The organism is Tranquillimonas alkanivorans (genome assembly GCF_900115595.1).
GTDB lineage: Bacteria > Pseudomonadota > Alphaproteobacteria > Rhodobacterales > Rhodobacteraceae > Tranquillimonas > Tranquillimonas alkanivorans.
Genome location: NZ_FOXA01000019.1, coordinates 17,029 through 32,131, shown reverse-complemented (window position 1 = coordinate 32,131; position 15,103 = coordinate 17,029). Strand labels below are relative to the sequence as shown.

Genomic DNA, 15,103 nt, shown 5'->3' with positions numbered 1-15,103 from the left:
AAAGCCTGCGGGGGCGAATGCAATGAGTGGCACGAGGCCGATCAGAAGCCGATGACCGGGTTCTTGTTGCCGATCAGGTTGACTTCGGCCGAGACCGCACCTTCGGGCAGCCGGATGTCGACCATCGAGCCGAGGCGCAGCTTCATCACGCCGTCCACGAGGCTGCCCGACTTGTGGGCCCAAGGCTCAAAGTGGCTCTTGATGACCTCGATCTCCTCAGGTTGCTGCACCTGCTGACTGCCATCGCTCATCTGGTAGGTGATTTTCGTCACGTAGGCGGCCGCGGCGGAGGGCCCGGCATCGACGTAAAGACGCGCCTGGTCGGCCTCGCCCGGCACCTCGAGCGCCGAAATGTGGTAGCTGTTGGCGCTCGTCCGCTTCTGGAAGTCGAAGATGCCGAAGTAATAGCTGTAGAAGCCGACCGTGAAGATCACGGAAAGCACCGTCAGTCCCACGCTCACGCTGCGCGGAAAGAGGCTGGCGAAGTCGTCACGATTGAGCAGGTTGTCGAGTGAGTAGAGCCCTGTGCCCTGGATCATAACGCCGACGGAGATTGCGAAACCGAGCGCCGCCATGGTCCATTCATCGAGACACTCGTACCCCATCCAGCCGAAGATCAGCATCATCGCCAGGTTGAGCAGCGCCGATCCGAGGCCAGAAAGCCGCGTCAGGAACCCGAATATGAGCCCGAGCCCCACCACCACCTCGGCGGTGGACATCATGTAGATCGACCATTCCGCCGCGAAGGGATGGTTCAGTACCCAATGGATTGCGGGTTCAATGGGCGACCCCGGAGCGGCCTCGACGAGCTTGTTGGCGAGCGACGCCGGGCTGTCGATGTCGTGCTTGGCGGGCATGTTGTAAAAGCGCCGCCAGCCGCCCATGAGAAAGACGAAGCCCATCGAGATTGCGGCCGCCCGCAGGGCGAGGCCGCGGCCGGACCGGGTGGAGGATGGGAGGTCGGATCGCATTTTTTTATCCTTCGGTCAGAGCACGGGCCGGGTGTCGCGCCCGGTCACCGTTCGTCGTTCCGACGGCCCGCCTCCTCCCTCTGCCGGCAGGTTAACCGGCAGTGCCTTCAGGCCCGGAACATGGCTCTGGTCTACGCGAAGGGCGGAGGGTTGCGTTGATCCATGTCAACATCGAGATGCTTGAATACTGTTCAGCGTGAATGACTTAGCGTAAGTCGGCTCTATCGTGGGACCGGGCGCAGAGGCCGCAGGATCACATCGAAGCTCGTCTTTTGCGCTGTCGCTCCGCCGTCTTTCTTGCCTGCGCCCGATCGTGGGACCGCGAAAGCACGCATACCGTCGGCCCGCTCCGGGTCGAATTCGATCCGCAGCGATGCGGTGCAGGGCCGGTCGAGACATCCAATGCCACGCGCCACCTATCAGAGGTGACGCACGGCTACTGCTTTGCCGATGAATTTTTTGCGGCACTCTGTTTCGAGAGATTTGGTCGAGGCGCGCAGAAGCTTGTCCAAAGTCTCGAGGACCGCATCCCGCTCGGTCGTCTCCCACTCCCTGACGAGGGGATCGCGGTCACGGTATGAGCCTTGCGCGCTGTCGTACTCCCAGCGCTCCTGCCGGGCGTGTACCTCGAGCGCCTTCAGCATGCGGCGGGACGCGACGAGGCGTTCTTCGTCTGTCGCTGCCGGGTCGACCGTGGCCATGTAGGTCGTGATCCTCCATGAGAACGGAGGCCCGCTGGGGCGAACCCGGAGCTGGTTGACGTTGAGCCATTGTGTGGCGCGCAGCGTCATGTCGCGGGCCTTCTCGAGGTCATTCGCTTTCGTCGCGTCGATCACGCTGCATCCCGGACGTGGCGAAGCCCAGTGGGTTCGATCTCCGAAAGCAAGTCTTCCGGCACCGACCAATGCTGCATGCTGTTGCGAATGGCTGCTTCGGCGGGCGGCAGCGCCCCCCCGGAAGCAGCCGGCGAGTGTCCGGTATGGGCCGGGAGTGACAGGCTGTCTTCGCTTAGGGAACTGTGGCTATCTCGCTCCAGTAGGTCCGCTCGGAGCCCAATATCTGCGCATGCCGTCGACGACGGCCCGGAAGGGCATCAGTCTCGCTCGCAGACCGGTCATCTTCCAGAGATCTCCGGTGTGCCAGATCGTGGATTACATGTTGAGGACTGGCGTGGCGTGCGCCAGCCCGTCCGGCCGGTCCCCCTGCGTCACGTTTTTCCACGTGCGCATCCAGGACCGACGCGGTTTCTTGCCAACCCGGCACCTCAGGGCCTCGGAAAGCCTACGCGTAGGCGACGTACATGTTCGCCCACCAGCGGCCAAAGCAGCATCAGCGAAGTGATAGCGAGGCAGACGGCGGCGACCGGACTCTGCACCAGGACCGTCACATCGCCGCGACCGAGGAGGAGGGCCCGGCGAAGGTATTCTTCCATCAACGGGCCAAGGATGAAGCCCATCAGAAACGGCGCAGCTTCGTAGCCGGCCACACGCATGCCGTAGCCCAGAAGGCCGATGGCGATGACGAGGAAGATGTCGAAAGGATTGAGGCTGACGCTGTAGACCCCCACGCAGATGAAACAGATGATCGAGGGGAAGAGCAGCCGGTAAGGGATTTTCAGGAGCCGCACCCAGATCGTCACGAGCGGGATGTTCAGGATCAGCAGGAACAAATTGCCGATCCAGAAGCTCGCGACGAGTGTCCAGAACAGGTCGGCGTGCTCTGTCATGAGCTTCGGCCCCGGCGGGATGCCGTGGATCATCAGCGCACCGAGGATCAGAGCCATCGTCGCGGTCCCAGGAATGCCGAGCGTAAGGGTCGGAATGAAGGCGGTCTGCGCCGCCGAGTTGTTCGCGGATTCCGGCGCGGCGACACCCTCGACGATCCCGGTGCCGAACTTCTCCGGCTCGCGGGACAGCCGCTTTTCGAACGAATACGCGAGAAACGCCGACAGAGTCGGCCCCGCCCCCGGCAGAGCCCCCAGGAGCGAGCCGAGAGCCGAGCCCCGCGCCACCGGCCCGGTGGAGCGCCGCGCCTCGTCCCGCGTGGGCAGCATGTCGCGCATCCGAACATGCTGGTCCCCACTGGGCGGAAGGGTGTTGCCCGCCGAGGAAACCACCTCGGCCAAACCGAAGATCCCCATCGCCAGGATCACGAGGTTCACGCCAGTTACCAATTCGGGGAAACCCAGAGTGAACCGTTGCACGCCAGTGCTAACGTCGGTGCCGACGGTCCCGACGAGCACTCCCAGCAGGACCGCAACCAGTCCCTTCAGGGCCGACCCCCGGGCGACTGAGGCCGAGGCGACGAGACCCAACAGCATGACGGCGAAGTAATCCTCGGATTTGAAGCTAAGCGCGAAGTCCGCGATCAGCGGAGAGAACAGTGTCATCAGCACGATGCCGATGGAGCCGCCGATGAAGGACGCGATGGCTGTGACGAATAGGGCGACGGCCGCGCGTCCCTTTTTCGTCATCTGATTGCCGTCGATGCATGTCACCGCGCTCGACGGCGTGCCGGGCACATTGATCAGGATCGAGGCGATGGAGCCGCCGAACTCCCCGCCATAGTAGATCCCTGCCAGCATGATGATCGCGGAATGCGGCTCGAGGTAATAGGTCACCGGCAGCAGCAGCGAGATTCCGATCATCGCGCCGAGCCCGGGCAGCACGCCGATGAACGTCCCCAGCGCCACGCCCAGGAAACAGTACATAAGGTTGGTGAGCGTGATCGCCTCGGCGAAGCCACCCAGGAGCGCGGTAAGGATGTCCATCAAAGCACCAACGGCAGGACGGGGATCGAAAGTCCCAAGAGAACGACGAAGATCAGCCAGATGCCGGCCGAGAGACCAAACCCGAGCAGCAGGCTTTCCCACAGCCGCGACTCCGGATCGGCCATCGCTCCGATGACCGTGCTCCCCACGATGGCGGCGACCAGACCCGCCGGCTCTATCAGCAGACCGAAGGTGGCGAAGGCGGCGCAGATGAAGAGGAGCCCGCGCCACCGGACGCTGGCCTCGTCTGCGGTCGGCGCGATGACGGCGCGCACGGCGATCCCAAGGCCCAAGGCGGCACAGATCGCGCCGAGAGCGAAGGGATAGAACCCTGCTCCCATGCGGGCGAATGTGCCGATGCCGTGGCCGAATGCCTCAAGCGCAAACCCGCCCGAGAGCAGTACGACAAAAAGTCCCGACACAAGATCGGAAAGGTTCACACTGCGGCGCGTGGAGGTGGTGCGCATGGTTCAGGTTACCTGCTGCGGTTCGTGGTCACGTGAAAGTCGAGCGTCCAGGTCAGCCTCGTGACCGGGACGCCTCAGCCAGCATACCGAGCTTCGGACTGGCGCCGTCCCGGCCAAGCAGTCGCACCGACGCCCATACGCCAGCCGTCGCGCTGGCGACGACCGGCAGGCCGATACGCGCTTCGAGTTGCGGCGCGAGGTCGGTTGCAATGAGCCCGCCGCAGGAGACCAGCACAGCGTCCGGGGATATCACGGCGCTTTCCGCCGCCCTCTGCCCCAATTCGACGACCTCTTCCTGAGTGACCGCGTGGACATCCGGCACCTCCGTCAGCCCCAGGCCCTGCAGAGAGACGATTTCGAAGCCCGCGGTCTCGAGGTAGACCCGGAGCCGCTCATTCACCTCGTCGGTGTAGGCGGTCCCGACGGCGATGCGATGCGCCCCGAGCGTACGAAGCGCATCGCGGATCGCGTTGCTCATGGTGGTGGCCGGAATGCCTCCTGACCGCTCCATGACCTGCACAAGTTCGTCGTTGAAAGCGTTGCCTTTGAAAAAGCTGAGCGAGGTGCCCATCAGCGACACGGCATCGGCGCCTTCCACCTCGCGCAGATCCCGTACGAGGTCGGCCACCCTGTCAATTACCTCGCTGTAGCCATTGAGCGAAAGCTCGCGAAGCGCGAGCCCCCTGGCGGCGAAGGTGATGCCTTCGGGAAAAAGACCGTACGCCTCGGGCGGCACCTTTCCGGCGGCGGGCGGCACGATCATTCCGATCACGGGCTGCATGATGTCTCCTTATAAGGGACCCTGTGCGCCCCTTCGTAGGAGCGCACAGAAGCGGACTTGTCTCTGGTCAGTTGCCGTTGCTTACGACACTGGCGGCGTCGCTCCATGTCGAGACCATATCCGGGACATCGGACGCAAAAGTATCTGCGTCTTGATAGTCCGGCAGGAACCCGCGTGCCGTCAGCGACGACAAGAGCTCTTCGTCGCTCATCGCGGTGCCGAAGGCCTCGGAGAGGGTCTGCACCACGTCCGCCGGAGTCCCGGCCGGAGCGAGAACAAACTGGCTCGGCGCCGCCGAGAACCCTTCGACGGCCTCGCTGATGGCGGGGATATCCGGGAAATCCGGCACCCGATCCGCAGTGGTGACGCCGAGGATCTTCAGGTTTCCACCCTCGGCCTGCGAGGTGGCGGCGTTGAGGCTGACGAAGCCGAACGGAACCTCGCCCGAAACCACGGCGGTGACCGACGGCGAACCGCCCTGGAACGGTACATCGACCATGTCGAGCCCGGCCATCTCTTCGAGGATCTCGCCCGCGAGGTGGTGCACCGTGGCGACGCCGGAGGTGGCGTAGAAGTATTCGCCCGGCTTTTCGGACACGAGGCTGAGGAAGTCTTCGAGGTTCTCGACCGGCACGTCAGGGTTGGCGACCAGCGCGAGCGGCGCATTGGCGAGGTGCGCGACTGGCTCAAAGCTCTCGATCGGGTCGTAGCCGACGTTGTCGAACACCACAGGCCCCATGAGAGTCGTCGTCTCGCCGAGATACAGCGTATACCCATCGGGTTCGGCCTCGGCCACGTGCGCCGCGGCAATCGTGCCGCCCGCGCCGGGACGGTTTTCGACCGCGATCTGCTGGCCCAACTCCTGGGACGCCCTATCCCCCACGAGCCGCGCCAGCGTGTCCATGCCGCCTCCGGGCGAAAAGCCCACGACCATGGAAATTGGACGCTCGGGATACTCCTGCGCCAGCACGGCGCCGGTCATCAGCGGGATAGCGAGCGCTGCCGTTACGACTTTCTTCATTTTTTCTCCTCCCAATATGGACAAAATTAGTTTGTTGAGAAACCATTTCACTGTCAACCGTATCGATCGCGCCTATCTCGGAGGCGGACAGGAGCCATATGATGAACCTTTCTATACAGGGTATTCGAGCATACCCGGCCTACATTCCGACGACGCTGCCGCTCGGCTCGGTCGAGGCGCAGGCATCGCTGTCGTGCGTGGTCGTTGAGGTGCTGACGAAGGACGGGCCTGCCGGATACGGCTTCACGGCGATCACAGACGAGGAGGCCGTCGCCGCAATCGTGCGCGACCTGGCCTCTCCGAATCTGGAGGGTTTGAGCGCGCTCGATCGCGAAGGTGTCGCGGAACGGCTCTATTGGCTTCTGACGCCGCGCGGCCAGTCGGGCTACGCCAGCCACGTCGCCTCGGCCATCGATCTCGCGTTGTGGGACATCCTCGGCAAGGTCACGGGCCAGCCCTGCTGGAAGCTCCTGGGCGGGGCCCGGGAAGAGGTTCCGCTTTACGTCACCTTCGGCTTCGGCTCCTTCGATCGCGACCAACTGGCCGAGAGCGCCCGCTACCTGCGACGCGAGGGTGTGTCTCGCCTGAAGATGGTGGTCGGGCACCACGCGCTTCGCAAGCGGATGGACGGCGCGGATGTTCGGGCGATCCTGCGCGAGGATGTCGAGCGCGTCCGGACGGTGAGGGAAGCCGCCGGCGACGACGCGCAGATCTTCATCGACGCCAACTGCAGCCTCGATCCCGGCTCTGCCCGCTGGTTGGCCGATCGGCTGCGACCGTACGAGGTGGCCTTCTTCGAGGAGCCGCTGCGCGACAATGATCCGCGCCACCTGCGCGAGATGCGCGAGATCTCGGGGACCAGAATCGCCGCCGGCCAGAACGAGGGACAGCTCTGGCGCTTCGATCAGCTCACTGGGTCAGGCGCAGTGGACGTGATCCAGCCGAATGTCACCATCTGCGGGGGGTTCACGGTCGGCATGAAAGCCGCCGCGCTCGCCGAGGCGCGCAACGTCGAACTGGCGAACGGCGGGGCGTTCCCCTTCCACAACATGCACCTGCATGCCGGACTTGCACACGGGGGTCTGGTCGAATGGCACCTGATCTCGGTGGAAATGTGCCGCGCCCTCTTCAAGGACCTGCCAGAACGCGACGGCGAGACGCTGCGCCTGCCGAACACGCCGGGCCTCGGCTTCGACGCCGATCCCGACGCTCTGCGCGACTTCGCCGCCCGCCCGACCTCGCATGGCCGGGGCAAGGGCTGATGTCCCCTCGGGCGGCCATATCGGTCGACGACCTCCGGCGGCAGGCGCGCGCCCGGATCCCAAAGTTCGCCTTTGACTTCGTGGATGGCGGCGCGGGAACGGAGGACGGGCTTGCGCGCAATGGCGATGCCTTTCGCGACGCCTGCCTCGTCCCGCGCGTCCTGGTGAATTCGGCGGCTCCGGCCAACACGCGCCGCGCCTTTCTGGGGCGGGAGTGGTCGGTTCCCTTCGGCATCGCCCCTATCGGCCTGCCGGGGCTCGCCTGGCCCGGCGCTGACACGGCAATGGCACGCGCGGCCCAATGGGCCGGTGCGCCCTTCACGGCCTCCACTCCCGCCACCACCACGCTCGAAGACCTGAAGGCGGCGGCGCCGGACAGCGCGTTTTTCCAGCTCTATGTCGGCAAGTCACCCGAGATCACGGACGACCTGATTGCGCGCGCAGAGGCCGCGGGCTATGAGACGCTCGTCGTGACGGCAGACGTTCCTCGGCCCGGCAAGCGGCTCCGCGACCTCCGCAACGGCTTCGCCCTCCCCCTCCGCTTCACTCCGCGCCTGCTGTCGGACCTCGCCACCCACCCAGCCTGGAGCCTCGCCACGCTGCGTCACGGCGCGCCACGGTTCGCGAACCTCGCGCGATACGCGGGAGATGGCACCGGAGCGCGCTCATTGGCCGAACTCATGGCCGGACAAAGCTCCGGCCGTCTCGACTGGGACCTGCTCGGTCGCATCCGGGAGCGATGGCGTGGTACGCTCGTCTTGAAGGGCGTGATGCACCCGGAGGACGCGGTGCGTGCTGCAGCGCAAGGGGTGGACGCCGTGCAGGTTTCGAACCACGGCGGGCGGCAATTCAATGCGGCCCCCGCAACTCTGGTCGCCTTGCGCGAGGTCCGGGCAGCGGTTCCCCCCGGCTTCCCGGTGGCGGTGGACGGAGGCGTGCGTTCCGGCGAGGACGTCCTGAAGGCGCTCGACGCAGGCGCCGATTTCGTTTTCCTCGGACGTCCCTTCCTCTACGCTCTCGGCGCACTCGGCACGGACGGCCCCGCGGACCTCATGACCTTGCTCGCCGCCGAACTCGAAGTGGCCATGGCGCAGACGGGGCGTCAACGCCTCGATCCGCGACGCTCCACCCACAAGGCGGAACAGAGGGAACAGGATCTACATGCAGCCGGATGACACCATGGACATGACGCGGGCGGTTCCTGAACGGCGGAAGATCGAACTCGGTCTGCTCGAGAACTTCGTGGGCATGCTCCTGCGCGCCGCCTACAACGAGGCATTCGAGGACTTCGCCCGCCTCCTCGGCTCCGACACGCTGAAGCCCGGTTTCTTCACCGTCCTGACTCTTGTCGCCCTGAACCCCGGAATCACGCAGGTCGAGATCGGCCGCGAAGCCCGGCGCGACAAGTCGAGCGTGACCAAGGCGCTTCGCCAAATGGAAGATGAGGGTCTGATCCGCCGAGTCCGTCTGGAGGACGACCGCCGCAGTTACGCGAGCTACCTCACCCATGAAGGGGCCAAATTGCACCGCCGCATGGAAATCAAGGCGCGCGAGCACATCGCCCACCTGGACGCTGTGATCGGCGTGGAGAGAAAGCGCGTGCTGGTCGAGACGCTAAACGATCTCATCGCGGATTTACCCCCGTCTGCGGAAGAGTCCGCCGGCGGTACAAGAGCTTCGTAACCCGCTTCGCGTGTCATCCAGGAGCGGGGATGTTGGCTTTCGGTGTAAGGCGAGACCGGGTTTGCTCATGCAGCGACGGTCGCCTCTCCGCACCACCTCCCGGACCGCGTCGCGGTCTCGGTAGAAAACGAGCACACGCGGCGAACGGAAGGGAGGTCCGCACCCTTGGCCATCATGTCCGCAAAAATGCTGCGCGATGCACGAATGGTCGGTTCGGCGAAGCCGCGCTGCGGCGCAGACCTCTGCGTCGAGCGTCGGCTGTGGGCCGGTCGGGACCGCCGGCCGGACCGGCCTGCTGGTTGCGAATTTGCCACGACCGCCTCTGGCGTGCCGCCGTCCGTGCGGTGCGGCAAAGGGCGCTTTCGCCCTTCGCGTCATCTTCGGCAGCGGGAGCGTCCAGTGCTCTGGCCGCGAGATACCGGCTGTGTCTCCAGCATAGACGCGGGAACTACTTCAGCGGAGGAGGTCGGCCTGCACAGATTGCGCGACTCCTCGCACTGCGCTCGGAGCTGGATCTGGCGAATTTCATCATTGAGGCTTTAGCCAATCCAGATAAGCCCGGACGCCGCCATTACGCACTGCCGCCCCGGCAGACCCGGCTTCATCTGGAAGTTCTGCCCCGCGTTTCAGCTCTTCGACCAGCGCGTCGGCCACCATCGGTGCCTGACCGGGCGCAAGATTACACGGGTCAAGCTGGAAGTACCCGAGTTCCACCTCATGATCGCGCACAATGATCGCCGGGTTCCGGCGACCAAGGGCACGCGCAAAGCTGGCCGCATCGGCTCCGGCGACGTCCGCGTCGATCTCCACCTGCAGGCGTTCGAGCGGATTTCCGGTCGGATCGGGTACACGGCGTGCGTGCACACCGGGCAAGGTTCCAACGGCCTTCTTCCACATCTCCAGCGCCTCGCTCTCACGGGCTCGGACGGCTACATGGTCTCGCTGCATCCAAAGTTTCATCGCGGCGATTGCACCGCAGATGCTCTCCTTGCCGACCTTCATGCCGCGCCCGATGCCAATGTTCTGAAGGTAAGCCGCCCTGACCAGATCGCGGCGACCGGCGACTATTCCGGCGGTGGGGCCGCCCATGAACTTGTGGGCCGAGTAGATGACCAGGTCCGCGCCTGCTTCGACGAAACCCTGGAGGTCATATTCCGAAGCAGCGTCCACAATGACCGGGACGCCCTTGTCGTGGGCGATCTCGACGAACCGCTCGAACGGGATCTGACCGTAATGCACAACGTGATGGGACACGACGTAGAGCGCGGCGGCGGCCCTTTCGTCGAGAGCATGTGCGAACTGGTGATCCATCGCCAGGGTAGACTGGCCCACGGGGCGAACGGAAGCGCCGGTGAGTTCCACCGCCAAAGAAACCGGAGCGCCGTATCCGCAAAGGTGCCCGAGCTGGACCGCCACCTGGTCCTTCGCCCCCGGCTCTCTGGGCAGAGCCTCGGCGCGCGCGGGATCAAGACCCGTAAGACAGGCTGCAACCGCCAAGGTAATTCCGGCGCTTGCCGAGGCGGTGATGAATCCCGCTTCAGCTCCCGTCAACTCGCTGATCACATCACTTGCGCGCGCCTGGAGCTCGTGGATGCGAACGAAGCGGCTCATCGCGGATGATGTCGCCTCCGCGACGTCCGGAGCCGTGATGGAGCCCCCGAGGGCGGTCATCGTACCCGACACGTTGATCAGGCGACCAACCTGCATCTCGTCGTGCCAGCTCCAATCCGGAGACGACGTCATTGGCATTCCGTTACCTTTCCGAGTTGTTCTAACTTCCATTATTAGGTAATCCCCGTGGAGCAGGGGAGGGCAGATGAGCCAGATCAAGCCGACGCGCACGCGAACCAGTGGCATCGACCGCAGCCTGCAGGTGATGGACCTCCTCACCGAGCGGCAAGTGCCGATGAGCGCCTACGAATTGGCGAAGGCGGCGGGTGCTCCGGCCTCGACTATCTACAGGCTCATAGATGAACTCGTTGAGCGGTCGATGCTTTCGCGCGTCGATGAAGGCAGGATCTGGCTGGGTCCGCGCCTCATGCGCTACGGCCTCGCGTACCGAGGCCGCATCGACATGTTCGCCGAGGCGGAGCGCGAGATGCATGCCCTGAGCCGTCGAACTGGCGAGATGATCCAGATCTGCACGCGCGACGAGGGCATGATGGTGGTGATGGGAATGGCCGAAGGAGAGGGCCATTTCCGGGTGACGTCGGATGTCGGCACCCGGGTGCCCCTGAATTGGACCGCATCGGGTCGTCTGCTCCTTGGGCACCTCAGTGAAAGCGAGCGACTGGAAGCGTTTCGCTCCAGTGCTCGCCCGTCCCGCACCGGCCTTGCGGAAACGGATCCCGAGACGCTGTCCCGGCAGTCGAGGGAGGACTACCTGAACGGGCTGGCCGTCCAGATCGACAGTTCCGAGGAGTCGGTTGCCTGCATCGCCGCCCCGGTGCGAGACGAGGCCGGCGCCTGCATGATGACGCTCTCCGTCGTGATGCCCAAGCACCGCGTCTCCGACAAATTTGACTGGCTTGCCGAACAGGTTCGTTCCGCGGCGGCAGCGGTAGAGCGGGCGATGGGGCACCACAAAGGCCTCTGAGTTTTTAGGCTACAGGATCGGCGAGCTCGAAGATCGCTTCGATCTCGACCGTGATCCGGTTTGGTAGAGAGCCCACACCAAAAGCACTTCGAGAATGCACGCCGTTCTCACCGAACACCTTGCGGAGCAGTTCCGATGCGCCGTCGATCACGAACGGGTGACGCTCGAAATCCGGCGTCGCGTTCACCAGGCCGAGCAGCTTAACAGCTCCACCGACCTCGTCGAGAGAGCCGCAGTGGCTGCGGAGCGCCGTCAGGATGTTCACGGCCACAAGTTCCGAATGCTCCCGTGCCTCTTCGGCCGTGACGTCGTCTCCGACCTTCCCGCGCAGGAGCGTCCCGTCCGACTGGACCGGCCCCTGACCGGAGACGAAAAGCAGGTTGCCCGATCGCCGGACATTACGGAACGCTCCGATCGGCTCGGGCGCGCTCTTCGGCAAATGGATCCCTTGCGCCCGAAGGCGCGCCTCGGGACTGCTCTCGGAGCGGTTGTCTTTCATCCAGGGCCTCTATTCTCTTGCAATAGCTTATGTGATCGTTCCCGACCACTTCGGGCGGGGGAGGAGTCGTGGCGCACAGGTCGCGCGCCATGGGGCAGCGGGTGCGGAATACACAGCCCGACGGCGGATCGAGCGGACTGGGAATGTCACCCTGCAGCAGCTCGCGTTTTCCCGTGGCACCGGGCTGCGGCAGCGGGATCGCCGAGTTGAGGGCGCGCGTGTAGGGGTGCCGCGGAGAGGAGCTGACGGCTTCGGTCGGACCGACCTCCATGATCCGGCCCAGATACATCACCGCGATCTGGTCGCACAGGTACTCCACGACGGAGAGGTCGTGCGCGATGAACAGCATGGTCAGGTTACGGCGCTCGCGGAGGTCGAGAAGCAGGTTGAGAACCTGTGCCTGCACCGAGACGTCGAGCGCGGACACGCTTTCGTCCGCGACGATGAACTCCGGTTCCAGGGCGAGCGCTCGCGCGATGCCGATCCGCTGGCGCTGGCCCCCGGAAAACTCGTGCGGGAAGCGGCGCATGTGGTCCGGCTGCAATCCGACCTCCTCCAGCAGGGACGCCACGCGATCGCGCCGCTCCGACCTGGAGCCGATGCCATGTGCGGCGAGACCTTCGGAGATCACCGCTTCGACGCGTAAACGCGGGTTGAGGGAGGCGACCGGGTCTTGGAAGATGATCTGCATGCGGCGGCGCATGAGGCGCATCGCGCGCGCATCCAGCGAGTTCAGATCCTGTCCGTTGAAGATGGTCTGGCCCGCGGTCGGTTGGACGAGACGCAGGAGCGTCCGGCCGAGGGTGGTCTTTCCGGAGCCGCTCTCACCGACGAGGCCGGTGATCGAGCCCCGGGGGATATCGAAGCTCACGTCGTCAAGGGCGAAGACCGGCCCCGACGGCGTGTCGAAGCGCTTGGACAGATTCTGAATCTTGATGAGAGGTTCGGTCATGCGGGCACCGGACGATCAAGGATGCAGGCTGACCAGTGTTCACTTGCCTTCTCCGTCAGCACGACCGGATCCTCGCAGCGGGCCTCTGCGTAAGGACATCGTGGTGCGAAGGCGCAGCCCTGCGGCAGAGCGTGCAAGGGAGGAACGGTCCCCGGGATTGGGACCAGGCGGTTGCTCTTGCTCCGGCCGGGCTGCGGGATGGAGCGCAGCAGCCCTTCCGTGTACGGGTGACGCGTGTCGGCGAAAAGATCGCGGGCTGTGGCCTGCTCGACGACCGCGCCTGCGTACATGACCGCGACCTCGTCCGCCATTTCTGCGACCACACCCATGTCGTGGGTGATGAACAGGATCGACATCCCCAACTCGTTCTGAAGGCGGCGCATGAGGTCGAGAATCTGCGCCTGGATCGTCACGTCGAGTGCTGTGGTGGGCTCGTCGGCGATCAGCAGCGCCGGGTTGCAGATCATCGCCATCGCGATCATCACGCGCTGACGCATGCCACCGGACAATTCATGCGGATAGGCATCCGCCCGGGACGCGGCGGCGGGAATCTCCACGAGGTCGAGCATCTCGACAACGCGCTTTCGGCGGGCTTTCTCGTCCAGATCCTGGTGCAGCCACAGCATTTCTCCCACCTGATCCCCTACGGTGAAAAGCGGGTTCAGAGACGACATCGGTTCCTGGAAGATCATCGAGATCTCGGCTCCGCGGATCTTTCGATAGCCGGCGGCGTCAAGTGCCGAGAGATCCATCTCGCGCCCGTCACGGCCGCGGTACCGAAGGCGGCCTGCGGAAACCCGTCCGTTGGGGGGCAAGAGGCCCATCAAAGCGAGAGACGTGACAGACTTTCCCGACCCGCTTTCGCCGACGAGAGCGAGCGTTCTTCCGCGCTCGAGCGTGAAGCTGACGTCCCGCAGAGCCGTCACCTCGCCGCCGCGGCTTCGGAACGCCACGCGCAGGTTCGAGACGTCGAGGATCCGATCCCTCATGCGCCTCTCCGGGCCGCGTCCTGCACGTCGTTGCCCAGCACCGTCATGCGCGGCTCGAAAAGTCGGTCGAGCGTCATCCGGTTGCCTTGGCTATCAGCCACCTCGACTTCGCCGTCGACCAGATCAAAGACGGTGAAGTCGGCGCGCTCTCCAGGCATGAGCCCCAGTTCCGCCTCCAGCCCCAGGACCGACCGCGGCGCCTGGGTAATGGCCCGCACGCAATCCTCGAACGGGAGCCCGACCGCCAGGAGCTTTGACACGGTCGTCGCCATGTCGTGCACTGGTCCCGAGATGTTGCGCAGGTGCAGGTCCGTGGAGACGGAGAAAGGCCTGAGGCCATCGCCGATTGCGCGGCGGGCGACTCCGAAATCGAAGGAGGCCTGTCCGTGTCCGACGTCCATCCGCACGCCTCGCGCGGCAAGCTCCTTTGCCTGCTCCCACAGCGCGGCCGTATCGGCGATCGATCCGGCTTTCTTGCCATTGAAGCAGTGGGTGACGATGTCGCCCTCGGTGAGGATGTCGAAAACCTCATCGATCAGTGGTGGCGGCTCGCCGACGTGAACCATCAGGGGCAGATCGGTGATCTCGGCCACGCGCTTGGCGATTTTGGCCGGAGTGATGCCCCAGGAGCCGACGATGACGCCCGAGGCCCGCACCTTGATGCCGCAGATGACGTCCCGGTTCGCTTCCACCACCTCCAGCGTTCGATCTATGTCGATCGAGCGCAGATCGATGAGTTCCGGCACCCGGTTGCATGCGACCAGGCCGATCGAGCCGATATTGAGGAAGGCGCGGATCGTTTCTGACTGCGGTTCGATGACGTATTCGCGGAGGCCGTGGAACGTGGCTTCCCCCGCCGATCCGGCATCGGCCATGGCAGTAACGCCGGTGGGACGACCCGCCTGGCTCGGCCGCACCGAGATATCGGAACCACCGTGCCAGACGTGTACGTGAAGATCGCACCAGCCCGGCGACAACCAGCCGCCGCCGCAGTCGACTTCGCCCGCATCCGAGGGCGCTTCGGCCGTGACGCGGCCTTCGTCGTTCACGTGCACCGTGGCGGAGGTGTCGCGGAAACCGACGGCGCGGAAGTTTTTCAAGGTCAGGGACAC

Annotated in this window: 15 protein-coding genes; 4 read left to right on the top strand and 11 right to left on the bottom strand. The window is 64.9% G+C overall.

Going from position 1 to position 15,103, the window contains the following annotated elements; genetic code table 11:
* Window positions 1-41 precede the first annotated feature (41 nt).
* The 6 genes from BM162_RS17230 to BM162_RS17205 form a co-directional block, all read right to left on the bottom strand.
* Window positions 42-971, bottom strand: coding sequence for a TQO small subunit DoxD (locus BM162_RS17230; protein ID WP_093424601.1), 930 nt, complete (start codon window positions 969-971; stop codon window positions 42-44).
* 419 nt (window positions 972-1,390) lie between these two features.
* Window positions 1,391-1,807 carry a hypothetical protein gene (locus tag BM162_RS17225; protein ID WP_093424600.1) on the bottom strand — a complete coding sequence of 139 codons (417 nt, stop codon included), beginning with the start codon at window positions 1,805-1,807 and terminating at the stop codon, window positions 1,391-1,393.
* A 428-nt stretch (window positions 1,808-2,235) separates the two neighbouring features.
* Window positions 2,236-3,741, bottom strand: coding sequence for a tripartite tricarboxylate transporter permease (locus BM162_RS17220; RefSeq protein WP_093424598.1), 1,506 nt, complete (start codon window positions 3,739-3,741; stop codon window positions 2,236-2,238).
* Window positions 3,741-4,208, bottom strand: coding sequence for a tripartite tricarboxylate transporter TctB family protein (locus tag BM162_RS17215; RefSeq protein WP_093424597.1), 468 nt, complete (start codon window positions 4,206-4,208; stop codon window positions 3,741-3,743). The genes BM162_RS17220 and BM162_RS17215 overlap by 1 nt, the downstream gene beginning before the upstream one ends.
* Before the next feature lie 52 nt (window positions 4,209-4,260).
* Window positions 4,261-4,989 (bottom strand): arylmalonate decarboxylase, encoded by a 729-nt coding sequence (locus tag BM162_RS17210; protein ID WP_093424595.1) that lies wholly within the window; start codon window positions 4,987-4,989, stop codon window positions 4,261-4,263.
* Between the two features lie 67 nt (window positions 4,990-5,056).
* Window positions 5,057-6,010 (bottom strand): Bug family tripartite tricarboxylate transporter substrate binding protein, encoded by a 954-nt coding sequence (locus tag BM162_RS17205; RefSeq protein ID WP_093424594.1) that lies wholly within the window; start codon window positions 6,008-6,010, stop codon window positions 5,057-5,059.
* A 101-nt stretch (window positions 6,011-6,111) separates the two neighbouring features.
* On the opposite strand from BM162_RS17205, the gene BM162_RS17200 reads away from it, so the two are divergent.
* Genes BM162_RS17200 through BM162_RS17190 form a run of 3 tightly spaced genes read left to right on the top strand, consistent with a single transcriptional unit; the run spans window position 6,112 to window position 8,955 of the window.
* Window positions 6,112-7,272 (top strand): mandelate racemase/muconate lactonizing enzyme family protein, encoded by a 1,161-nt coding sequence (locus tag BM162_RS17200; protein WP_093424630.1) that lies wholly within the window; start codon window positions 6,112-6,114, stop codon window positions 7,270-7,272.
* Window positions 7,272-8,447 (top strand): alpha-hydroxy acid oxidase, encoded by a 1,176-nt coding sequence (locus BM162_RS17195; RefSeq protein ID WP_093424592.1) that lies wholly within the window; start codon window positions 7,272-7,274, stop codon window positions 8,445-8,447. Before BM162_RS17200 ends, BM162_RS17195 begins: the two co-directional genes overlap by 1 nt.
* A gap of 4 nt (window positions 8,448-8,451) precedes the next feature.
* A complete protein-coding gene (locus BM162_RS17190) occupies window positions 8,452-8,955 on the top strand; it encodes a MarR family winged helix-turn-helix transcriptional regulator (protein WP_218153118.1) in 504 nt (167 codons plus the stop codon).
* Between the two features lie 528 nt (window positions 8,956-9,483).
* Here the strand turns inward: BM162_RS17190 and BM162_RS17185 are convergent.
* Window positions 9,484-10,698 (bottom strand): aminotransferase class V-fold PLP-dependent enzyme, encoded by a 1,215-nt coding sequence (locus BM162_RS17185; protein WP_245759319.1) that lies wholly within the window; start codon window positions 10,696-10,698, stop codon window positions 9,484-9,486.
* A gap of 73 nt (window positions 10,699-10,771) precedes the next feature.
* On the opposite strand from BM162_RS17185, the gene BM162_RS17180 reads away from it, so the two are divergent.
* Entirely contained in the window at window positions 10,772-11,551 is a 780-nt protein-coding gene (locus BM162_RS17180; RefSeq protein WP_093424589.1) for an IclR family transcriptional regulator, read from the top strand.
* A 4-nt stretch (window positions 11,552-11,555) separates the two neighbouring features.
* Here the strand turns inward: BM162_RS17180 and BM162_RS17175 are convergent, their stop codons facing one another.
* The 4 genes from BM162_RS17175 to BM162_RS17160 are packed head-to-tail and all read right to left on the bottom strand — an operon-like array spanning window position 11,556 to window position 15,103.
* Complete coding sequence (locus BM162_RS17175) at window positions 11,556-12,050, bottom strand: RidA family protein (RefSeq protein WP_093424588.1); 495 nt, start codon at window positions 12,048-12,050, stop codon at window positions 11,556-11,558.
* Window positions 11,950-13,002 carry an ABC transporter ATP-binding protein gene (locus BM162_RS17170; protein ID WP_093424586.1) on the bottom strand — a complete coding sequence of 351 codons (1,053 nt, stop codon included), beginning with the start codon at window positions 13,000-13,002 and terminating at the stop codon, window positions 11,950-11,952. Before BM162_RS17170 ends, BM162_RS17175 begins: the two co-directional genes overlap by 101 nt.
* Window positions 12,999-13,991, bottom strand: coding sequence for an ABC transporter ATP-binding protein (locus tag BM162_RS17165; RefSeq protein ID WP_093424585.1), 993 nt, complete (start codon window positions 13,989-13,991; stop codon window positions 12,999-13,001). The genes BM162_RS17170 and BM162_RS17165 overlap by 4 nt, the downstream gene beginning before the upstream one ends.
* On the bottom strand, window positions 13,988-15,103 hold the full coding sequence (locus BM162_RS17160) for an amidohydrolase/deacetylase family metallohydrolase (protein ID WP_177215225.1): 1,116 nt from the start codon (window positions 15,101-15,103) through the stop codon (window positions 13,988-13,990). The genes BM162_RS17165 and BM162_RS17160 overlap by 4 nt, the downstream gene beginning before the upstream one ends.